Source organism: Desertivirga xinjiangensis (assembly GCF_024436435.1).
Classification (GTDB): domain Bacteria; phylum Bacteroidota; class Bacteroidia; order Sphingobacteriales; family Sphingobacteriaceae; genus Desertivirga; species Desertivirga xinjiangensis.
The window spans coordinates 1-22,505 of record NZ_JAFMZP010000011.1 but is presented as its reverse complement, the minus strand read 5'-3'; the positions used below and the strand labels follow the sequence as shown (position 1 = coordinate 22,505).

The 22,505-nt window shown below is 39.1% G+C and carries 22 protein-coding genes; 2 read left to right on the top strand and 20 right to left on the bottom strand.

The features are described 5' to 3' along the window. Positions 1-2 precede the first annotated feature (2 nt). The 18 genes from J3P37_RS20275 to J3P37_RS20195 all read right to left on the bottom strand — a co-directional run bounded on the left by J3P37_RS20275 (position 3) and on the right by J3P37_RS20195 (position 19,626). Positions 3-725 (bottom strand): SDR family NAD(P)-dependent oxidoreductase, encoded by a 723-nt coding sequence (locus J3P37_RS20275; RefSeq protein WP_256013253.1) that lies wholly within the window; start codon positions 723-725, stop codon positions 3-5. A gap of 171 nt (positions 726-896) precedes the next feature. Continuing rightward, on the bottom strand, positions 897-2,093 hold the full coding sequence (locus J3P37_RS20270) for an aminotransferase class I/II-fold pyridoxal phosphate-dependent enzyme (protein WP_305121199.1): 1,197 nt from the start codon (positions 2,091-2,093) through the stop codon (positions 897-899). Between the two features lie 119 nt (positions 2,094-2,212). Then, the gene (locus J3P37_RS20265) at positions 2,213-2,812 is read right to left on the bottom strand and encodes an acetyltransferase (protein ID WP_256013252.1); all 600 of its coding nucleotides are present in this window, start codon (positions 2,810-2,812) and stop codon (positions 2,213-2,215) included. Positions 2,813-2,814: 2 nt separating this feature from the next. Continuing rightward, positions 2,815-3,417 carry a sugar transferase gene (locus J3P37_RS20260; protein ID WP_256013251.1) on the bottom strand — a complete coding sequence of 201 codons (603 nt, stop codon included), beginning with the start codon at positions 3,415-3,417 and terminating at the stop codon, positions 2,815-2,817. Beyond that, complete coding sequence (locus J3P37_RS20255) at positions 3,410-4,717, bottom strand: phenylacetate--CoA ligase family protein (RefSeq protein ID WP_256013250.1); 1,308 nt, start codon at positions 4,715-4,717, stop codon at positions 3,410-3,412. Before J3P37_RS20255 ends, J3P37_RS20260 begins: the two co-directional genes overlap by 8 nt. 11 nt (positions 4,718-4,728) lie before the next feature. Further along, the gene (locus J3P37_RS20250) at positions 4,729-5,331 is read right to left on the bottom strand and encodes an acetyltransferase (RefSeq protein WP_256013249.1); all 603 of its coding nucleotides are present in this window, start codon (positions 5,329-5,331) and stop codon (positions 4,729-4,731) included. Positions 5,332-5,438: 107 nt separating this feature from the next. Then, entirely contained in the window at positions 5,439-6,539 is a 1,101-nt protein-coding gene (locus tag J3P37_RS20245) for a glycosyltransferase family 4 protein (protein WP_256013248.1), read from the bottom strand. A 58-nt stretch (positions 6,540-6,597) separates the two neighbouring features. Continuing rightward, positions 6,598-7,575 (bottom strand): glycosyltransferase, encoded by a 978-nt coding sequence (locus tag J3P37_RS20240; protein WP_256013247.1) that lies wholly within the window; start codon positions 7,573-7,575, stop codon positions 6,598-6,600. After that, complete coding sequence (locus J3P37_RS23170; RefSeq protein ID WP_369414101.1) at positions 7,575-8,672, bottom strand: EpsG family protein; 1,098 nt, start codon at positions 8,670-8,672, stop codon at positions 7,575-7,577. The genes J3P37_RS20240 and J3P37_RS23170 overlap by 1 nt, the downstream gene beginning before the upstream one ends. Next, the gene (locus tag J3P37_RS20235) at positions 8,672-9,778 is read right to left on the bottom strand and encodes a glycosyltransferase (RefSeq protein ID WP_256013246.1); all 1,107 of its coding nucleotides are present in this window, start codon (positions 9,776-9,778) and stop codon (positions 8,672-8,674) included. The genes J3P37_RS23170 and J3P37_RS20235 overlap by 1 nt, the downstream gene beginning before the upstream one ends. Further along, entirely contained in the window at positions 9,775-10,689 is a 915-nt protein-coding gene (locus J3P37_RS20230; RefSeq protein WP_256013245.1) for a glycosyltransferase family 2 protein, read from the bottom strand. The genes J3P37_RS20235 and J3P37_RS20230 overlap by 4 nt, the downstream gene beginning before the upstream one ends. After that, on the bottom strand, positions 10,679-11,809 hold the full coding sequence (locus J3P37_RS20225; RefSeq protein ID WP_256013243.1) for a polysaccharide pyruvyl transferase family protein: 1,131 nt from the start codon (positions 11,807-11,809) through the stop codon (positions 10,679-10,681). The genes J3P37_RS20230 and J3P37_RS20225 overlap by 11 nt, the downstream gene beginning before the upstream one ends. Continuing rightward, positions 11,806-12,945, bottom strand: coding sequence for a glycoside hydrolase family 88 protein (locus tag J3P37_RS20220; RefSeq protein WP_256013241.1), 1,140 nt, complete (start codon positions 12,943-12,945; stop codon positions 11,806-11,808). Before J3P37_RS20220 ends, J3P37_RS20225 begins: the two co-directional genes overlap by 4 nt. A gap of 28 nt (positions 12,946-12,973) precedes the next feature. Further along, positions 12,974-13,981 (bottom strand): glycosyltransferase family 2 protein, encoded by a 1,008-nt coding sequence (locus J3P37_RS20215; RefSeq protein ID WP_256013239.1) that lies wholly within the window; start codon positions 13,979-13,981, stop codon positions 12,974-12,976. Then, on the bottom strand, positions 13,978-14,970 hold the full coding sequence (locus J3P37_RS20210) for a glycosyltransferase family 2 protein (protein ID WP_256013237.1): 993 nt from the start codon (positions 14,968-14,970) through the stop codon (positions 13,978-13,980). Before J3P37_RS20210 ends, J3P37_RS20215 begins: the two co-directional genes overlap by 4 nt. Next, the gene (locus tag J3P37_RS20205; protein ID WP_256013235.1) at positions 14,963-16,465 is read right to left on the bottom strand and encodes an oligosaccharide flippase family protein; all 1,503 of its coding nucleotides are present in this window, start codon (positions 16,463-16,465) and stop codon (positions 14,963-14,965) included. The genes J3P37_RS20210 and J3P37_RS20205 overlap by 8 nt, the downstream gene beginning before the upstream one ends. 28 nt (positions 16,466-16,493) lie before the next feature. Next, a complete protein-coding gene (locus J3P37_RS20200; protein WP_256013232.1) occupies positions 16,494-18,851 on the bottom strand; it encodes a GumC family protein in 2,358 nt (785 codons plus the stop codon). Between the two features lies 1 nt (position 18,852). Next, a complete protein-coding gene (locus tag J3P37_RS20195; protein ID WP_256013230.1) occupies positions 18,853-19,626 on the bottom strand; it encodes a polysaccharide biosynthesis/export family protein in 774 nt (257 codons plus the stop codon). A gap of 175 nt (positions 19,627-19,801) precedes the next feature. Between J3P37_RS20195 and J3P37_RS20190 the strand changes: the two genes are divergently transcribed. Then, the gene (locus tag J3P37_RS20190; protein ID WP_256013228.1) at positions 19,802-20,470 is read left to right on the top strand and encodes a tyrosine-protein phosphatase; all 669 of its coding nucleotides are present in this window, start codon (positions 19,802-19,804) and stop codon (positions 20,468-20,470) included. On the opposite strand, the gene J3P37_RS20185 is transcribed toward J3P37_RS20190, so the two are convergent. Then, on the bottom strand, positions 20,459-21,166 hold the full coding sequence (locus J3P37_RS20185; protein ID WP_256013227.1) for an HAD family hydrolase: 708 nt from the start codon (positions 21,164-21,166) through the stop codon (positions 20,459-20,461). The genes J3P37_RS20190 and J3P37_RS20185 overlap by 12 nt on opposite strands. A gap of 75 nt (positions 21,167-21,241) precedes the next feature. Here J3P37_RS20185 and J3P37_RS20180 point away from each other — a divergent pair, with 75 nt between their 5' ends. Continuing rightward, positions 21,242-21,808, top strand: coding sequence for a Crp/Fnr family transcriptional regulator (locus J3P37_RS20180; RefSeq protein WP_256013225.1), 567 nt, complete (start codon positions 21,242-21,244; stop codon positions 21,806-21,808). A 139-nt stretch (positions 21,809-21,947) separates the two neighbouring features. Here the strand turns inward: J3P37_RS20180 and J3P37_RS20175 are convergent, their stop codons facing one another. Continuing rightward, positions 21,948-22,379, bottom strand: a complete 432-nt coding sequence (locus J3P37_RS20175) for a VOC family protein (RefSeq protein ID WP_256013222.1) — start codon at positions 22,377-22,379, stop codon at positions 21,948-21,950. Positions 22,380-22,505 lie beyond the last annotated feature (126 nt).

Here is a 22,505-nt window from a genome sequence, read left to right as displayed (position 1 = left end):
AATTATAATATTCCTCCATTTATATTAATGTTTGTCCCGTTAATATAAGACGCCTTATCGGATAATAAAAATAAAACAGCCTCGGCCACATCCTCTACTTTGCCAAAACGCTGCGCCGGTATCATCTTCAAATATTTTTCTTTTTCCGTTTCCGGGATAGCATCAGTCATGTCTGTTTCAATAAAGCCAGGAGAAACACTTAGCACCCTGATTTCATGGCCGGCATTCAATGCCGCAGCTTCCTGCGCCAATGATTTTGAGAGCGCAACCAGGCCGGCCTTGGTAGCTGCATACACCGATTGAAAAGCGTTTCCACTTTCGCCAACCACTGAACTTATATTGATAATAACCCCTTTTTTGTTCAGGCCAAAGATCTTCATGGCCGTTTTAGAAATCATCACGGGTGCTTTCAGATTGACATTGATCATAGCGTCAATCTCGCGCTCCGGCTGAAAGGTGATGGGTTTATCAAAGGTTAGACCCGCATTATTGATCACTGCATACAGGCTGTCGCCATGATCCTTTTTTAACTGCTTACAAAAAGCATTAATTTGTTCTGCATCCGAAAAATCTGCACATAAGATGTGGCTGTCAGGGCCGACCTCCCCCAAGTTCTCCTCTTTAGAGGCATGTAAAATAAGGCTATACTCCGATTCCAGTTTTTTCGAAATTGCCAGCCCCAGGCCCCTGCTGGCACCCGTAATTAATACTTTCAGTTTCTGCATGGCACCAGGTAGATACTCAAAATTAATTTCTTTTCTTTCAAGTAGGTAAAACTAAGTATTACTTTTAGAAAAGTATAATTTTTGAAAGGCAGGAATTGAGATTGCCGTATCTCATTTTGGATTGAAGCTCTCTTGCCGGATTAATAAATTTTCTAAAACGCATCGTCATGTCTATTGGGATGCAAAAACTAACTGGGAACTTAGATTACGCTCGTCTTCATCAAATTGCTTTCTAGGATTCTGATGTTTCAACATGCCCTTGATAATCGTTCCGACCCGATTTAGCGCTCCTGTCGTGAGATTAGATCCAGACGGAAGACAGAGGCCGTAGGTATATAGTTCCTCAGCTACCTGATTGCCATAATAGGCACAATCTTGAAACAACGGCTGCATATGCATCGGTTTCCAAACTGGCCTTGATTCTATATTATCGGCAAGCAGGGCAAGCCTGATCTCGTCACCAGATACACCTGTCAACTCCGGATTTACTTGTATCGCTGTAAGCCACCTGTTTGAAAAAACTTTTTCAGATTCATGTTGGAAGCTAATGCCGGAAAAGTCCAGCTGCTCGATATAAAAATCAAAATTCTTACGGCGTTGCTGTATCCTCTCATCCAGCACCAACATTTGTCCTCTACCGATACAAGCCGAGATGTTGCTCATTCGGTAGTTATAACCCATCTCCTTATGTTCATAATGCACAACTTCCTCCTTTGCCTGGGTGGCCAGAAAGCGCGCTTTATTAATATATTCCTCACTATCGGAAAGGAGAGCGCCTCCTCCCGATGTGGTTATAATTTTATTGCCATTAAAAGAAACGACAGCTAAGTGTCCAAATTTGCCTGTTTGTTTAGCCCCTATCCTGGAACCAAGCGATTCCGCTGCATCTTCTAACACCGGAATTTCGTATCTTTCCGCAATCTCAAGAATGGCGTCCATTTTCGCAGGCATACCATATAAATGGACAGGAATAATTGCTTTAACTTTTTTTCCTTTTGCGAGACGATCTTTTATAGCAGCCTCCAAAGCTTCAGGATCCATATTCCAGGAACCTTTCTCACTGTCGACAAAAACAGGAGTGGCTCCAAGATACATAACAGGGTTAGCCGTTGCCACAAAAGTCAGACTTTGGCAAATCACCTCGTCACCCTTCATAACACCCAACAACTGTAAGCCAAGATGTATAGCAGAAGTGCCAGATGACAAAGCAACAGCATATCCAACTCCTGTATAATCGGCGAGACTTTCTTCAAATTTAATAATGTCAGGCCCCATCGGAGCAATCCAGTTCTGTAGAAAAGCCTCCTCTACAAACCGCTTTTCCATACCACCCATATGCGGCGATGAGAGCCAAATTTCCGATTTCATAAATTGGAGAATAAGTTGATAAAACTCATTAAAATATTTCTTAGGTAGCTTATGACAGCAATAACTGATCCTATGTGTCAAAACATTACTATGTTTCACATAGCTATTAATTTTCTTATCTATTTTCTTGTTCCGGTTTTCGCAGGGTTCCCCCAGAATTTAGAAAAATCAGGCACATCTGTCAAGACAACGGATCCTGCTCCTATAACTGCCCATTTGCCAATCCTAATACCCTGCTTTACACAAGCTCCCATTCCGATGAAGGCACCCTCTCCAACCGTAACATTACCGGCTAAACAGGCATTAGGGGCTATATGCACATAATCACCTATCGTACAGTCGTGATCGACCGATGAATTTGTATTTATAATTACATGCTCACCAACTATAACGGATGAATTGATACTTACCCCGGCCAGAACTACGGAACCTGCTCCAATTGCTGCGCGCCTGGAGACATAAGCCCGCGGGTGAACCAAAGAAGTAAAAGTTTTTTGTTCATATTTTTCTGCCAGTTGTTTTCTGGCCGAATTATCTCCTATTGACAAAATCAGTGTTTCCTGAGAAAAGGACACCTCGCCGGGGACAAAAATCCTATAATCAAACAATGTACCAACCACTATCTTTTCGTCTATTATTCCTGATATTGGAATATTTAACTCTTCCGCAGTTTCCAACACCACCTTTGCATGTCCCCCGGCCCCATATAAATATAACATATTCAATTACCCTTAAATGCCTGCATCGTCGCCTCGCCGTTTGCTGAGACGCCATCTCGTTTAAATACTTTATATATCGTGAAACACACAATCCTCATATCCAGTGCAAAAGAAAGATGGTCAACATACCATACGTCATACTCAAATTTTTTTTGCCAGGAAATAGCATTACGTCCATTCACCTGCGCCCAACCCGTTATCCCTGGCTTCACTTCATGTCTTCGGCGCTGTTCTTTGTTATACAAAGGAAGATAGGCCGGCAATAGCGGTCTGGGTCCAACCAAGCTCATATCTCCTTTTAATACATTGATTAATTGTGGAACTTCATCTAGCGAAGTCCGGCGAATGAAAGCTCCAATTGAGGTTAAACGCATGCTATCCGGAAGCAAATCACCTTTCTTATCTTTTTTTTCATTCATAGACCTGAACTTGATAATCTTGAAAATGCGACCATTTATTCCCGGGCGCAACTGCAGAAAGAACGGCTTGCCACTAGTGGTAAAATATAGCAATACAGTAATTACTATTAAAACCGGACTTAGCACTACTAGACCCAAAATAGCAACAAAAACATCCAGGCTACGTTTAAAGATCAATTTATACACTTGCAAGCCTGTTGATAATATATGGGCGTTTACCGGAAGGCAGTTTTTCAATATCCTCTACCAATTGTATATTAATTTCCGCATCGCTCCCCAGCCAGTTCTTCAAATCGGCAATAAGCGCATCTTCGGAAAAATCTGCTGGATCATAATTACTTTTAGGAACCAATTTTAAAGTGAAAAGTTTCTTTGATTCCTGGATCATTTGGTACTGTACGAAAATTTCAGACTCTTCCATAAAGAGATCCATATACAAAGGATAAAGTCTTTCCCCATTCGTAGCATAAAGCAATTGCACAGACCGGCCGGACAGGGAAGTCAAGCTTTTCGCCCAATTAGGGTTTTCATCAAACACTTGACCAAGTTGTGCGAGGTCTCCAGTCTCGTAACGAATCAGGGGCATAGCATCCGAGTGTAGGTCCGTCACCACTACTCTCCCAACTTCCCCCGGCTTGACACTCACATCTTTGTCGAGATCTAATACCTCAATAATATAATTGAGACTGTTAAGCTCAAATCCACTATGATTGTCCGTTTGATAGCCTAGTACTCCTAATTCCTCCGTAGCATACCTGCTATGTACCGGACATCCAAAAGCTTTTACGAGATAGTCCCGATGCTTCGCAGTCAAATTTTCTGCAAAAGCCAGGATACCCTGAATTCCAAACTCTTCCGGCCGGTCGCCCTGCTCCAGGCAATACGTAGCTAATAAAGCCATCGCAGAAGGAAATCCGATCAAAACCTTGACCTTCTTACTTTTTAAAAGAGAGCGGGTGTTTTCCAGAAAATGCTTATCAAGAACTTTTGAGGGAATGAAAATCTGGTTCTGAAACCACAGCTTACGACTGCTCTTAGGTAAATTCGTCCTAAAATAACCATGACAAACACCTACCCGGTAGCCTGCCCGGGAACTGAAATGAATCACCTCTGCCAGCTGTCTCTTCTTCTTTTGCGGGGTAAGATAAAAAGTAAAAGGGACGCCGTAAGATCCGCTTGTAGTTACGGGAACCAATTCCTTCCTGGTATATTTTGAAGACAGCACCTGCTCCATGTGTTCTTTTAACAAACGTTTTTTTACTATGGGATACCCGGATAGGTTCGTTCCTGGATTATTATTGGCATAAAAAACAGAAGAGGTTTGTACTTCATTAAGGAACCTGTTTAATTTTATCAGAACGTCTTGATACGGTTTGCCGGCTGCATTAAAAGCGTCTAACTCTTTTATCATCCCGTTTATCGGCTCTTTACGCATTCTGTCTAGAGCTCTGAAAGCCTTGTTTCGTATATATTCACTAAATCTCATCAGCCAGAACTCTATACAGTTTCTATAATCTGTGTTTTAATGATCCTGGCGGGATTACCTACCACCATAGCGCCATCAGGTACGTCTTTGATCACCACAGAGCCTGCTCCTATAACACACCATTTCCCGATGCTCACACCCTGTATAACAGCAGCCCCTAAGCCAATATGCGTGCCCTCGCCTACCTTAACATTTCCAGCCAGGGCAACATTTGGACCAATATGAACAAAGTCCCCGATCTCACAGTCGTGTCCTACGGAGGAGTTCGTATTGATAATCACATGTCTTCCTATTCTGGCGTCGATATTGATAGTTGCGCCACCTACTACCACCGTACCTTCGCCAATGATAGTTCGGCTACTTAGACATGCTTTAGGATGTATCAGAGAGCAAAAAACTAACTTGTTTTCCAAGGCTTTTTCGCGCCTTACCATATTATTTCCAATTGCGACCACTGCCATGACTGGTTCGGCCGGAAAAACAGTTGAAACTTTGTAGGATAATACTGTATTCCTACTGCTATCATCGTCAATAAAACCTTTAATTGTTTTGCCGTTTAATTCGGCAAGTTCAGCAACTACTTTGCCATGCCCCCCGGCTCCTATAATGTACATCTAATAAAAATCTAGAATTTAGTACGAAATCTCTTGAGGAATGTTCAATATTTTGATACTGAAGTATATAAATATCTTAATAACACTAGTAAAACTATTTAAGTAAATTATATCCCTGCGATACTTCTATACTTAGTTAAAGCCTCATTCCAAACAATGTCCCGGGAAAATTTCGATTGAACAATTTTACGGCAATTTAGCGACATTCCATTAAGAATTTCTTTGTTTGTTATACAAAACCGCATCTTTTCTATTAGATCAACTATATTTCTGGGTTCAATTAAATACCCATTTATTCCATTCTCGACAATTTCGTTACATCCGGTAATGTTAGACACAATTGCTGGAACACCCATTGCATTAGCTTCCATAACCGACATCCCAAAACCCTCCCGGTAGCTTGGAAATGAGAGGACGTCCATAATTGAAAGAAAGGGCTTCACATCTGCCTGAACACCACAATGTATAATCTTACCATTTTCAGCTATTTCTTTCAAAGTTTCCGGCTTCAAAGGATCCAGGTTCTGCTCCAAGCCCCCAATCAACAGAAGAGTGATATCCGAGTATGTGAGACACAAATTTTTGAATGCGTGAACAAGCTCATTGATTCCTTTGTCTGACACTATCCTACCGATAAAACCGAACACAAAGTCATTCTGAGGAATATTAAGCTCCCTCTTCAAGGAAGACCTATCGTAACGATCCTTATTAAAAAGGTTAAGGTCAATTCCATTTGAACTCCCGAAGGCAATTACTTCGATATTCTTTTTTGTGATTTCTTTTTGCAGTATCTGCTTTACTCCTTGACTTACAGCAATGATATTCGTTGCAAATAAACAGGATAGCTTTTCTAAAAGAATTAATATTCTTCTTTTAACACCCAAAGCGCCCTGATACCTGAGGCCGTGCACAAAGTAGATCCTGTGAGGAACGGATGTAAAAAATCCCGCCATTAACGAAAGTAAAGCGCCTTTAGGGGTATTACAATGTATAATATCTGGCCTTTCTCTCTTAAACAGCTTAATCAATCTGAACAAACTGATTAGATCTTTGAAAACATTAATATCCCTTTCCATTGGTATTGGGTAGAAAGCAACATTATCTGTCTCCGCCGCGTTGCAAAGTTCTTCGCCAGGAGACGAAATCAGACTTATGTCAAAACACGACTTAAGGTATGTGATCTGCCCTTTAAAAAAGATCATCGACATGGGGACTGTCGTTATAAGGAAGAACTTGGGCATGCTTTGTATATTAACAGACATGTAATTAAGATAAACTAAAACAGGGTTTGATGAATCTGTACAGCCATATATGTTTTAATACGAATAACCTGAATAAATTTTTTCTATAGTCATAGATACGGTAGTTCACATAGAAGAGGCCTTCCTTCTCAAGTTGTTTTTTGAGTGCTCTTACTTCGACAAAGGAAGCTCTGATCTTAACTAACTGAAAGAACATTGTCGCTACTAAAAACGCCTTTCGTTCCTCAAAGAATTGGTTTGTAGACGCATTGCTAATCATGCGCCTTTGGGTGTTAAGGGTTTCCTTCAGTACTAAAAGGATATCGCTAATCATTTTACGCTTTCTATCCTTATCGGTGGTTCTGGTAATTGAATTGTCCGTTTGGAGAAAAGCACAAACAAGTGAATCTGTTGCTAGAACCCTTTTTGCCAGAGAAAAAGTACGTGTATTAAATTCAAAATCTTCTATAAAAATCTGCTCGAGAAAAAACAGATTGTTCTTCATTAAAAAATCTCTTAGATATAACTTATTACAAGCCGAGTGTAGGTAGCGAATCGAATTATAGTAACTTATTCCATCAACGACGCTAGAGTATGTGGTATTCTGAACTCTATATACCGAGTTGTCGTTGATGTCAACCCCTATTGCAGAAAATTCTAATATTTCCAGGGAGTTTTGCTCGGCAACATCTAGAACAGACTTAATAGCTGAGGGCAAAATTTTATCATCTGCATCAAGAAATAATATGTACCTACCACGCGCCGCCAGAATTCCTGTGTTCCTTGCCCCTCCGAGTCCTTTATTCCTTTGTGAGATTATTTTGCAGTTGTTTTTATCCTTTAAGTGTAGTTCAGCTACCGCAACCGAATTATCAGTCGAACCATCATTTACCAAAATAACCTCGAATTCGTTATGAGAGAGTCCCTGAGAATAAACAGAATCCAGGCAACGCACTATAAACCTTTCAACATTGTACATGGGTATTACTACAGAACAAAGCATTAATTAGCAATTATTACGTTCATAAAAAAAGTGAAAGCGAAATACGCAAACAAGAGGTATCCTATAACTCTATGCTGAAAGGGTAAGACAAGATGCTTAATAATGGGATAAAATATGATTATTGCCATCAAAAACCAGGATAAGTAGGCAAAGCGATTAGAGAAGTTGGCCTTAATCACCAATATCCAAAATGCATTAGAAAACAAATATGTGTTATATAAAATTCTGTAGAATTTATCATCATAGTTGAGCCTATATAAGTAATACCATCCAGCAAAAACAGCACATCCACTATAAATTAAAAAGTCCCATCTGAAGCCAGTACTTGAAAATTGATCTCCATTAATATTTCGATTTGTTAAATAGTCAACAGCCCGGGTATCATTCATCACTCCTGCAAATAAAACCTGGATATTGTTGCCTAACAAAAGTGACATTGGAATACATAAGAGCCAGAAAAACAAAAAGTATTTAGGTTGCGGACAGATACAAGCTACAAAAAAAGCTACTGATGGCAAAAGCACCGTCTTATGAAAGTTGACAGCGACAATTAACCAAAACAGCTTCCATCCCAGCCTTTCTCTTGAAACCGCCAGTAAAAACATCGATGTTGCTATGCCATTCCGAATCCCATTGACACCATATGACCAAAACGAGAATGACGCAACCAACGCTAAAAACGAGTAAAACCAATAATTTTTAAACCACTTTTTGGAAATCAGATATAGAGGAACAATATATAAGATACTACATATCAAAAAATAAAATGAGGCTGTCATTATTTTAGATGAGACATACGTAAAATAATTAAACATTAAATCGTCAGTGCTATTAATGTATTTCAACCCATCCTGCTGAAACCGGCGAAAATTGTAGTCGTACATAGTCATATCAATGAATACGCCATTGACCGGCCTCAACCCCATGTAAACAATCACGAAAACTAAAAAGCCCAATCCAATCGTATTCGTAAATCTCTTGTTATCTACAGAATGAATGGGTGTTATATAACATTTCGTGAAGATTATGGCGACAACGATAAATAAAGTGATATAATAGATATTTGTATAATATATGACGGGGACCCATTCAAACATCAGTTCATTTTTTTATAAAAGTCCTGTAGATACTCAGCATTAGACCTTATATCAAATCCTCTCTCTATGAGATGGCTTTTGTCAGTATAGCAGGAAAAATCACCTTGCCTGCTGTTAATTAATTTCTCTATCCAATCTTCTTGTCGTTCTAATGGCAGGAAATCTACCAAGCCCATATTTAGATCAACTTCCTTCGACAGCCCCTTTGATACAAGTGCTTTTAACCCCATGGCCTGCGACTCTACCAACACAACGGGAAATCCTTCAAACAAAGATGGCATAATCATCACATCTGCACCCGCCATAATTTGGGGAACATCTTCTCTTAATCCGGCGAACAGAATGTAGTTATCTAGACTGGCATTCGTCACCAACATTTCCAACTCTTGCTTCAAAGAACCCTGGCCTAAGAAAAGCATGACAAAGTCTATCTTCAATGCTTTCATACGTTCGGCCAGTCTTATAGAAAACTTATGATTCTTCACTTTTTCCATGCGTCCAACCTGAATAATCTTTAAAGTCGACTTCGGAATAGAGAATGTTCTGTTTAAATAGTCCTTACACTCCGAAGCGATTAACCTATAAGCTTCGACATCTATGGAATTCGGCAGAATAAGTACTTCCGCGTCACGTGGAAACAGGAAAGTCCCAGCTTCTTTTCCACATGCCAGAAAAGCAGTAGAATACCTTCTAATTACCTTTTTTGCTATATATTGATAGAGTAGTGAGATGAATTTCCCCCTTTCTGCACCTGCATCACTTGTATTATGAGAATGACAGATCCTGTGTTTCACGCCCGCCAGCTTTGCAGCATATAGATGAAACGCATTACTAAATAGCGTGTGTGCATGAACGATGTTGTAGGAAGGATTATCGCGCAAAAACTTTCGTAGAGCTAGCATTCGTTTAAGCGCATTTCTTCCGGGGATATAGAAGATCCTACCACCCAACTCGCTAATTTCGTCGTCAAAGTTTCCCTTTTCATTTGTAAAGACTATAAAATCGAATTGCAACTTTGAATGGTCTATGCTCCGGTACAGATTCATTACCATTGTCTCCGCGCCGGCCCTGTCCATTTTACCTATTACATGCAAAACTCTTTTCATTTTCTGGTATTAAAAAACAGGCGACATTCTCCAAACGTTAACATAATGAACAGAAAAAATCTATATTTTAAAGACAAGTTCGGAGTGCTAAACACCTTATCATTTACTTCTTTAAAAACCTCTGTATATTCTATGTTATCACCCTTACGTAAGGCTAACAATTTGTAATGCAACTTCAGTAAGTCGAGGTCAAACTTAACATTCCGGAGAGCAAAGGTATTTTCTAAATACTCTATGACTTTTCTGAAACTATCGAATGCATTTGCGGATAATGCATTTGTAACAGAGTCACCATTTTGGATGTAATGGTAGACGATTTTGGGAACATATCTAATTTCGGGTTTGTTCATAGAAAGAATTTGAACTAAAGCGTGCATATCTTCCATAAAATTGATATCCTCATCAAATATCACCCCCCGATACAACTCACGTCTTATTAATTTATTCCACAGTGCCCCGTGATATTGATGGTATAGTAAGCCCTGGATAAAATCATCCGCTGATCCCTTAAAATTTTGACTTACATACCTTTCCAAGGAAGAAACTATGACTTGATAATCCCCGAGAATGATACCTGCTTGCGACAGAACAGCTTCTTTATAGAGCACCTCCAGCGCATCGGTAGGAATCCTATCATCGACATCATAATGTATTATATAGTCACCACTCGCTTTTTTAATCCCGTAATTTCTCGCAGATGCCACGCCTCCTTTTTTCTCGTTGAAAAGTTTAAACCTTTTATCCTCCTCAATAAAGTTTTCAGCCACTTCCCTTGTATTGTCTGTAGACCCGTCGTTTATTATAATCACTTCGAAGTTTTGAAATGACTGATTTGAAATATCTTTTAAAGCGTGTGTGATATACGCTCCTCCATTATAAACCGGCATTACAATGGAGATATCAGCTTTCATTACAAAAGGCTTTTAAGAGAAATTTCACAGATCTAGCCCTCTGTTCCTCTAGATCTTCATTTACTTTAACCCAATCTATTGGTGAGTTTATCAAATCCAGATTTATATCTTCCGCGTTTGTTATTAATCTTTCCTCTAAACTAAATAATTTCAACAAGGAAACGAAACGTGTCATGCCCCTTTCAGCATTGCCAAGAGCGATGAATGGTTTGTTAAAAATAATCGAAAAAATGCAGCCATGAAAAGAATCTGCAATAACGAATTTTGCGTCCCTGAATGACCTTAGCCATTGGGGCAATGGTGGAAAGATGTAATTTGAGTCTTTCGGTGTAAAGAATTTATCGAATTTTCTGGGCATTGTTTCAAATGCGGTGAGAGCTAACCCGGCACCTACAGTTTTAAGAATTTCATTTTTCCGATCATCCATGTCGAGGATATAAGTAAATAATTCTCCTTCTGATGGTTCAGTCTTATGCCTGTCGATAATTTGTAAATAATCCTCCACACCTAATAAAAGTGTCGGATCAAGTAATTGTACAGCTTCCATATGGAAGTGATCTTTACATAACTTGACGGCCGAGTCTTCTCTAACTGAAACAGCTTTAAATTTCGCTAATAAATCTTTACACCTTTTCGTTTGTACTTCGTCGAAGAGGAATTGCTCTGTTCCGAAGGATGCTGCATATGCAATTTTTATTTGTGTTGCCGGGCAAAATTCCAGGAAATAGTTATAGATATTGGGGGTATAACCTGGTCTCCATACCTGATCTGAACCAACAACCACCGCATCGAGCATTTCAGTCTCCTGTTTTAACAGAATTTCGCCGTCTATTCTTTTTGTTATAAATTCAAACTCGCTTTTTATAAAAGCTAACGTGTGTTGAGATATGATTTCATTCTCTTTTTTATCAGGATAATAAGGGGCATTGTTCCACAGAGAAGATCTGATAAATCTCTTTAGCTGTATATTTTTTGATGCCAGAAAGCTAAGCTTGTGATGATGATAATCGACTAGAAAAACGGTGTGTCCCATTCGCTTCAAAGTTTCTTTCAAAGCGAATGCCTGTATAATTCCCCCATAGTTATTCCACAATGGTAAAGTCAAAATTCCTACTTTCATTTTGCGAGAGTTAATAACAACAGCCCCTGACTAAGCTCTGATCGGCCCTTAATTCTTGAATAGTTGTTGATATAAATAGTGTCTCCCGAATTCAGTTCCACAAACCCCTTAGTGCTTATAGCTGATCTCAAAGCTGAATTCAATTTATTGTTCCTCATGCCATAGACTAGTGCGTTAGCATAGTAAAACATAATTGTAGCAGATGAATCTATTGAATAATCATAATTATGCCCCAAGAATTGCGGCCAATAATGATTTATATTTAAACTTTCTATTTTGCGCCAGTAGTTTTCGAATATGTCTTTGAATGACAGGTCCTCTTCATTAGATTTTACACTGTATGCTAAACCTATGAGAAACCATCCCATCCCTCTGCTCCAGTTTACCGAGCCTAATTTCATCTTTTTATTCAAATCATATGCATGAGACGGAAAGGAAAGTATCTCGCCGGAATTTGAGGCATATTGTAAATACTTTTTAATTTGCAGATTAGCTTCTTCTTTTATCAAAGTGCAACCTTTCAGCAATGCATATTCGTATAAAAATGGCAATAACATTCCCAAGGTATCAATAAAGAGTATATTGTCAGTTTTTCGATATAGGTAAAGCCCTTCCTTATTTTTAAAAACTTGGATGTGACTATAAATTTGCTCTGCTGCCTTTCTATACTTCAGTTCCTTTGTGTGCTCGAACAGATTCAAAAATAGCAGTCCAAATAATGCCTGATCTATCTTGTTAAATCTGAATTTTAGCTCACCAACTTCATTGATTAAATGGCTTGATTGAATTACTACGGTATGCAAGATTGTTTCATCGTTCCTTTCAATTCCAAATTTGAACAGACCTATCAACAACCAAGCCCTCGGAAAATTGAAATATGCATAATTCTGAAGACTGCTATCTCTTTTTAACTTTTGTTTTATCCTTGCCAAATCGCGATAAAGACTATCCTCATCGCCGAAGGCCATGTAAACGGTCTTTGATGCTGCCATTTGCAATGCGACATTTCGCAGTCGGTGTTCTACTTCTTTTAAATCATTAAACTCTAGTAGTTTTACAGGTCCGAACTTTCGTTTAAATAAAGGTTTTAACAGTAAATAACTTAAAATAAATACAAGGACAAGAAGAAATACCATACTTTAACAATATATGTTGATGTAACCATTACTTTTTTAGATTTCTGATCCTGAGCAATAACATTATTAGCAGTACTGAATTAGTCATCATTAATCTTCTTAGGAGGATAAAAAATCTATCGTTTCCCGTTTCCTTCAACCGGTACTTATTTCGATATAGAGAAATCTCTTCCAGGTCAAGAATACTTTTTATTGCATGATATTGTTGTATGAAAGATTTTCCACTCCCCTTCCTACCTTCTTCAAAAATTGCTTTAGATGCAACTCTAAAATATTGATACAACCTTTCCTCTTCGGTTACTGCCTCATACCTTTCAATTATGGCAAAATAAGCATCCTTGGTCTTTTTAACATCCGAATAAAAGTTATCGTTATATGCCAAAGTAGTGCTATCCTGACCAGTTCGCCTATAATTGTAGGTATAATCGTTGACGAAAATTATCTTTTGGCACTGCAAGGCATACTCTAGAACAAAAATGAAATCTTCCCCGTTTCGCAAGTCCTCTTTAAACGAAATTTTATTCTTTACTATTACTTCGGTTTTAAATAATTTATTAACCGGAGCGTTGGTTAAAACAAACTCATTGGCTTCGAAGAAATCGTGCGGCTCAAAACGGTCTGCCTCTAACATCTCTCTGTTGTGCTTGCTAGCAGGGACTGTTTTATTTTTATACACATAATTAATATTTGAAATTACTAATTGAGTGTCATTGCTTAAGGTTGAAGGAATCAGGCACTCCAGATAATTGGGTTCAACCCAGTCATCTGCATCGATAAAGCAGATGTAAGTCCCTTCTGCAAGCCCTATCCCTTTATTTCGTGCTGCTGAAACTCCTTTATTTGGTTGTCCAGCTAAAACAATTCTTTTGTCCTCTTGAGCATGCTTTTTGCTAATACTAAACGAATCGTCGGTAGAACCATCGTCAATCAATATCAATTGAAACTCTTTAAAACTTTGATTCAATATGGAACTGATGCATCTATCTATATAGGCCGAAACGTTATAAACAGGAACAATTATAGAAACAAGAGTCATCTCAGCTTAATTAAATTTGACAACACAAAATAGCTTAATCGCGGAAAGCGCATGGTTACTGCAAGGATCCTAAATAAATAAACAAGCTTGGACGATTCACTATCAATCCCGAACTTAAAGTCTATTAAATCTAACAGTTCCCTAAATCGTAACAATTTATCCTTTGCACTCAACTTTCTTATATTGCTGAAAACTCCAAGTATCGAAGTAAACAATCGTCTGTTATTAACCTTATTTAAAAAAACAAGGTATTCGTCACTTGATATTCGTTTTTGGATCGACATCCTTTCAGCATGTGTTAATTGGATATATTTCAAAATCTTATCAAAATCATGCACTTTAGTTGACAATGAAGCCTGATTGTGATGTAATATGTAGTTATAATCTGTAAAAGGTGTTATGCAGAAAGATTCAATATATTTCAAATAATTGAGGATAAACAAGTTGTCCTCGCCAAAAGAAAGGCTTTGATCAAAAAAGACTTTGTTTGCTTTAACAAGTTCAGTTTTGAATAACTTGGCACAAGGCCCCTCGAATAAATGTTTTTTATCGGCTACCAGAATAAACGATTTAAGGCTTTCGATTTCACCTATATCACCGACAGGCGACCTAGAAACGTTTTCGCCATCTACGAATCTCATTCCCTGGATATAGAAATCTCTATCTTGAAAAACGTCCATTTTAAAGTTTTCCAAAAATGTACACTCAAGGTAATCATCTGCATCAACGAAGGAGACATATTGTCCCCTTGACAGCGATATCCCTTTATTTCTGGCCGCAGAGACCCCTAAATTCATTTGATTCTCCACTCTAATCCTACTATCTTCAGCAGCAAATTTCTTACATATCTCTAAAGTACTATCCGTTGAACCATCGTCAATTAATATCAGCTCGAAATCTTTAAAAGACTGCCCTAAAATAGAGCTTATACACCTTGAAATGTAATTTTTAGCGTTATATGCTGGTATTATAACAGAAATCTTAGGCATATATTCGAAATGCATTTCTCACCAGATCTTTCTCATAGTTGTTTGCTACTAAATGATACATAGCTAAGAAGTAGATTATAGTATATGTCATAATCTTAATTGACAAGGTTACCCATTGAAACCCAGGAAATATGAAATTTATTGCATAACCGACAATTAATGTGACTGTAAAAACAAAAACACTTTTTGATAGTAACTCCTTGTAGAACCTAACTATTTGTAAGTTTAGCTTTTTTACAAAATAAACATTCAATATCATTTGAGCGATAAACCAGCAAGTGCATATACCCATCAACATTCCCAACCCCTTCCAGCGGTTAATAAAAAAATAACCTATAACGGTCCCAACAACGAATAAGAAGATATAAACTAATCCTTTAAAGCGGAACAAGCTCTTTGCTCTTAGCAGTGAATCGGCAAAAGATTGAACTAGGATATTTGTGCTTGTTAGCATTATTAACAATGCCATAAGCCAGGCGTCTTTATATGTATCTCCTATCCATAGATATATAAACTCCTGGCCAAAAAGAATAAAACCACCTAAAATCAGCAGTAATACCATAAGGGCAATTCTACCAATCTTGATCATCATATCTGTCAATTGTATACCATTAAATCCATTTACCACCATCTGCATCGCCTTCGGCAAAAACACTCCATTGATCGCTCCTGCAAAACCTGCATAATACGTGCCGAGCATCACCCCAACGCTGTAAATTGCAACGGTTGTAGTATCTGTCTTTATTCCTAGAATTACCTGCCCTCCTCTCCATTGAAGTTCAAGAACGAGTGCAAAAACAAATACCCATATTGAATAGGCAAAAATCTCCTTTACGAGAAAAATGTCCAATTGACGGAGTTTAAACTTCACATTTAACTTTTTCAATACGTACCAGCCGTTTAATGTAATAAACAGAATATTCAGGACGGTATCGATAGCAATCAAACCGATAGCTTCTCCACCATTTAACAACAATACAACCACAAGAACTGTCCTGACAAGGTAGCGCAGCATACTCACAACCCGGGGATAAACAAACTGTTCGTATCCCGCACATATAGCTGAAAAAGCACCTCCCGGGAGAGTAATGACCAAATTGAATATTAAGACAGCAAACATTACTTTGGCCTTCGCCATTTCTGCCGGGCTCAGTGAATTACTGAAAATATGATGAAGGTTAAAATACAGCCCTATTCCAACCAATGCAATGAGCAAGGAAATAACGCCATAAATCAACATGGTTATTGCCAGAAAATTTTCTTCAGCTTTTTGACTATTTTCTGCTCTATATTTGGCTACAAACCTAACGATAGTGCCATTTAATCCCAGATCAAGAACACTGATATAACCCACAAAGGCCCCGATTAAGGAATAAAGACCGTACTCAGCATCCCCCAAGCTTTTGATAATAAAGGGAGTCAAAACCACACCCACAATATTAGTAAGGAAGATACTTAAGTAGGATAAAACTGCTCCTGTTTTTAACTGGCTCACCACAAGTCTGATTCGTTCCTAATTATCGTTATATCAACCTTTTCTTAAAAACTCTAAAAAAACTGATCAACATATTCCCTTTGTGTGCATCACTGGTATAATATCCATACCCATAATTCTCGCCCAGTTTCACACCATTCAATACCACGTTCATTTTGGGGAACTTTTGTTCTTGCTGCAATTCAGAAATCTTGCTTAGCTGGCTTTTAAAAGTAATTCCCTGCCTTACAAGAAACAGTGTAATGTCTGCAAACCTGGCTAATATCTGTGCATCGATAACTAAACCAATGGGTGGTGTATCTATGATAATTTCGTCGTAGTGCTCTTTCAGATAATTTATAAGCACCTCCATTTCCTCTCCTGCCAGCAATTCTGATGGGTTGGGTGGCAGAGGGCCGGAGCCAATGACTGAAATATTAGTATAGCCATCCAAAGGCTGAATAATCTTTTCTATCTCGGCCTTCCCAATAAGATAATTGCTAAGGCCTATATTAGATTTCAAATTGAGATAGCGGCTAACCTTGGGTTTCCTTAGATCTAACTCCAATATTACAGTCTTTTTCCCACTAATAGCATGCACGGCCGCCAGGTTACAGGCCACAAAGCTTTTCCCTTCTCCCGACATGCTGGAGGTCAGCAAGGTTACCACGCCTTTGCTTTCTTTGCCTTTACGCCCTCCGAGATACTGCAGATTGATTCGCATGCTACGCAATTGCTCTGCCATGGCACTACGGTTGTTTACCGTAATTAGTTCGTTGGCCTCCTGCTGTGCAATCTCTCCTAACAGAGGGACTTCAGTCAGACGCTTCACATCTTTTACTGAACGAACACGGTTATTGAGCAGCTCCTTTATAAATACATACAGAAAAGCCAGCAAAAGGCCCGCTGCTAAAGCACCCAGCAAGATGGTATTTCTTTTTGGCGAAATCGGTCCAAGCGACACACTTGCGGGCTCTACGACCCTTGTATCTGCGGCAGCGGAAGCGTAAGACAAAATAGCTTCTTCTTTTTTTTGCAATAAGAACAGATATAAATTCTCTTTAATGCTTTGTTGTCTCTTAATGGTAATAAATTCCCGCTCCTGGCCAGGAATTTTTTTAATGGAGCTTTCGTAACGGCTGTTGTAATTAGTCAGGCCTTTGCGCATATTTTCAAGCGTATTTTCCAGACCATCTAAACTGGAAGTGATATTAGACTTGAAGTTTTTAATCTGTTCGTCGATAGGTTTAAAAACCGGATTGGAAGCCGGCAAGGTAGCTAGAAGATTTACTTTCTGCAGCTCCAGCGCATACAACTGGCTGATTTGCTCTACTAATACACGGTCGTCTATTCCAAGGGTACTGGGCAGCTTTTGCTCTTTAAAACCTTCGTTTATCGACCTTCGGATATTTCTGATAACCCCAAGCTTAAGATTTACCTCATTTAGCTGGGCGTCGGTAGTTCTTACACTCTCAAGAAACAGGCTGGCTTCCCCGCTGATATCTGTCAAGCCTTGAGTACTTTTAAAATCTTCGACATTTTTCTCCACATCGGTCAATTCGACGGTGATCAGTTTGAGCCTCTCATTGATGAAATCTATAGAGTTCTTTACTGTTTGATTTTTATCTTTTAAAGAGGCCTCATTGTAAACAGCAATGAGTGTGTTCACAATATCCCTGCCCCTTTCTGGAACGGTACTATTGAGGCTGATCCTGAGCACCGTAGACTGCTTGGAAGAAGGTTCAATACTTAGCAGGGAAACATATTGAGCCACTACACCTTCCGGATTCAGAAAAATGACCTGAAAATCGTTTTTTAAATTATTTCTGAGATAGGGGGTGGCAGAGATGATAAAGCTTCCCAACTTATTTTGCTGCAGCTTGCCAAGTTCGCCTTTAAAAGTCTCCTCGGTAGCGGGATCCTGCAATAAAAAGGTCTTACTATTTGGAAAAGAAAGGGTATAAGGCCTGCCATAACATGAGCGCTTAATCTCTAAAATTTTAATGACGACAGGCTTATTGTTGTATACATCCACTGCGATCACCCGGCCCTCGCTTTTTAAAGTTACATCCAGGTGGAGACGATTTACAACCTCCCGCATCAATGTTTTGGACTTGAGGATATCTATCTCATTGTCCACAATTTTCGAACTGGAAAAAAGATCGAGCTGATTTAGAATCTCATTATTGCTGCCTCCGTTTTTCTCATCTTTAATAAGCAGCATACTATCTACTTGAAAAACGGGCTTGGCATAGCGCAGGTAAATAAATGCAAAAAACACCGTAAGCATTGATGCTATTACAAATACCGGCCAGCGGTACACGTAGGGAGCTAGAATATCCCGCAGATTTAAAGTTGGTTCGCCGCTTAAGCCTTCTTCAAGATCTTCCAATTTCTTATACTTCATTCTAGCGGTTTAACTGTGAAAAAACTAAAGCTAGTACCGATATTAAAGACAGCCCTAAGCCAATATTACGGTATTTGGAGTCGATACTGGCGTATTTAGCTTCCCCGGGCTGTACATACAAAATATCTCCGCTTTTTAAATAATAATAGGGTGAATCGAACAATACCTTACTTTGCAGGTCAAGCCGAATATATTCTCTTTTTTCTCCATTTTCCCTTATCAGCAAAACATCGTTCCTTTTTGCAGTGATATTGAGGTCGCCCGCAAGACTTATGGCTTCTACTACATTAATGTTTTCCCTATCTATAAGGTAAGCGCCGGGTTTCATTACATCTCCCAGAACAGATACCCTGTAATTAACCAATTTCAAATTGACCACAGGTTCTTTAAGATATGCCATTAATTGCTCCTCAATCTTTTTCCTTGCTTCGATGATGGAAAGTCCTTCGATATTAACTGAGCCCGCCAGCGGGATACGGATATTACCCTCACTGTCTACCATATAGCTTCCGGATGGTGACCCAACTTCTTTATTGGCTGAACTATTAACAACAGCCGCACTTCCGCTATTAAACACTGCCGAAGCCATGGTATTCAAACTGGTTACCTCCAGCAGGAACGCATCTCCTTTTTGTATGTTAAGCTCCCTATGATTGACTATAGCCGTCGAAGCTACCGGTTCTTTTGAAAGATCTGTAAAATAAGGGATAGACTGGTATTTAACGCCGCAAGAGCTGAAGCACCACAGCAAGCAGATGTATAAAAAGTATTTCATGCAATAGAAAATAATTTCTCTGGTATGCCATAGAAATCAGCCACAATAATACGCAATTTTCTTAGATCGATGAAGTGGAACCCAGCTCTAACGCTATATTTGCATATGATTTTTGAGGATGTTGTTTTTTAAACGAAAAAAAAACACTGGTGATTTTTCGGCTTTAGCTACAGATATGCATTCACACCTGATCCCCGGCGTGGACGATGGGGCCGAGAATATGGAAGACAGTCTGTCAATGATAGAAGCCTTAGCTGAATTAGGTTTTAATAGGTTGTTTACAACACCTCACAGTATGCAAGGCCTACATCCAAACACAAAATCCACGCTAGTAACAGGCTATCAGCTGATCAAATCCAAACTGCCTAATGGCATCACACTAGAGCTTTCTTCAGAGTACTATCTAGATGAACACTTTGACCACCTGGTTAACACTCAACAGCTATTACTTTTACCTGGACAGAGGCTGTTGATTGAATTCAGCCAGGTTATTCGTCCGTATGCCCTCGAGGAATCTCTTTTCGGACTTGCCATTAAGGGCTATCAGGTAGTACTTGCACACCCTGAAAGGTATTTATTCCTACACAAAAATTTTGATGACTATTTCCGGCTAAAAGACATGGGAGTAGAGTTTCAGGTGAATGCTTTATCTCTCACAGATCACTACGGCAAGAACATACGGGCAATAGCCGAAAAGCTGACAGACCATAAACTCGTCGATTTTATAGGGACCGATATTCATAGAATCCAGCAAATCGACCTGTTAAAAAAAGTACCCTCGAGCAGATATTATGCTAAATTACTTGAAAGCGGGTTATTGAAAAACAACAGTTTAAGCTTGTAAAAGAACTTCTTCAATTTCATCAATTTTCTTTAATTCAATAAAATTTTTGTATTGCAAAATATGTTGGCTTTGATCATGCTGCTCATGCAACCAGGTAGTGTGGTATGGAATATGACCAGCAAACCCACCCATCTCCAAAACAGGTAAAACGTCAGACTTTAGCGAGTTACCCAGCATTAAAAAATTCTCTGGCCGGCAATCCAGGTGTTTTAGCAGTTTCTGATAATCCCTTACTTTCTTCTCACTCATAATTTCGATGTGATGGAAATAGTGCTCCAGCCCAGATTTCTGTAGCTTGCGTTCCTGATCCAGCAGATCACCTTTCGTAGCCACTACTAACCTATATCTCCCTTTTAGCCTCCCGAGAGTTTCAGCTACACCATCTAAAAGTTCAATGGGTCTTTCCAACAGCTCCTGTCCGATTTTTATAGTTCTATTTACCAGTTCCAGCGGAGCTAAATTATTCGAAATCCTGCTGATCGTTTCGATCATACAAAGCATAAAACCCTTAACCCCATAGCCATAGAGCTGAAGGTTGTCCATTTCAGTTTTAAATAATTCCTGCGAAACCGAATGCTGCGGCAGATAGTCTTCAAGCAATAAACAAAACTGCCTTTCGGCTTCCTGAAAGTACGGTTCATTCACCCACAACGTATCATCCGCATCAAATGCGATAGTTTTAATCTGATTATCCATTTTAATTGTAATTTTCTGGCTGCGAAAATCACCATTGTAAATAATTGAGAAAAGGACATTTGTCCCAGGCAAAACATGTTGCGAACCAATCAATCCTTCCTGGCGTATATAGAAGAGCTTTACAACACGCAGCCACGCAAAGAAGACATTCTGCTAAGAACATTCCCAAAAGGGAGAAGATTATTAAGCCAGAACGAAGCTTCCACGAAAGTGATGCTGATCAAAGAGGGTATTACCAAATGCTTTTTTACCGAAGAAAACGACAAGGAATATATTGTCGAATTTTTGAGTAAAGGAGAGATTGTAGGAGAAATAGAGGTGATCCGCAGCATCCCCTGCTTATGCAGTATAGAAGCAATGACAGATGTTTCTGCTTATGCCATTTCCATTCCCTATTTTAAGTCGCTTCTCCAAACTAACCTGGCATTAAATAATTTATTGATAGATGTTTTCGCCGAACGCATCGTGAACACCTCCAGCCGGGCATCCTATCAGCAATTATATACCACCGAACACAATTTGTCAAAACTACTGGCATTGCAATCCAAACAGGAGATCAGGCTTTCAAAAGAAGAAATGGCCGCATATTTAGGGATCACTATCAGAAGCCTTAACAGGGCATTAAAAGCGGCTACAAATTAACTCTTACGCCGTCAAACATTTTCGCTTTCTAGTTCTGTCCTTAGACTGAGCGAAGCGGGGTCTAAGGATTAATAGATAAAATGAGTCTCCGACTCAAAGCCGCAAAACATACCACCTAACGAGTCGAAAACTCACCAATTTACTCCATCGAAAAAAGTCCAAACGGATTCCCTTCAGTATCCACACAGATGGAACAAAATCCATATTCGCCTATTGAAAATTTGGACCGGCTGACAATTCCTCCTGCATCTTTAATCCGGCCTTCTTCAACGCTACAGTCCTGGCAAGGGAAATAAACCATAGTATTTACGCAGTGGCCGTCACCTTCTTTGGTGCCAGGCATTTCAATTAAGGCTCCTGATACTCCCTGGTTTTCCATAGGCGAAAAAAATGCCATTTTCATACCCTCCGGCGAATCGCCCGGGGCACCACTATCCTTGAACTCCGTTCCTAATACCGCATTGTAGAATTTTTTTGCGCGTTCGATATCCTTTACATAGATCTCAAACCAGCAGATGATGTTTTCGTTCATTTTCCTGGATTTAGTTTGTCCATCAAATTTAGGCTTCATGATCTAAACAAAGGAGGGTAATTGCGTCTTATGACAGGGTGTCACTTCCTAAAAAAGCTATACACAAAAACAGTGTATGGAACAGAAAGAAACGTTTGTAAATCGAGAGAACAAAGGTCAGCCGTT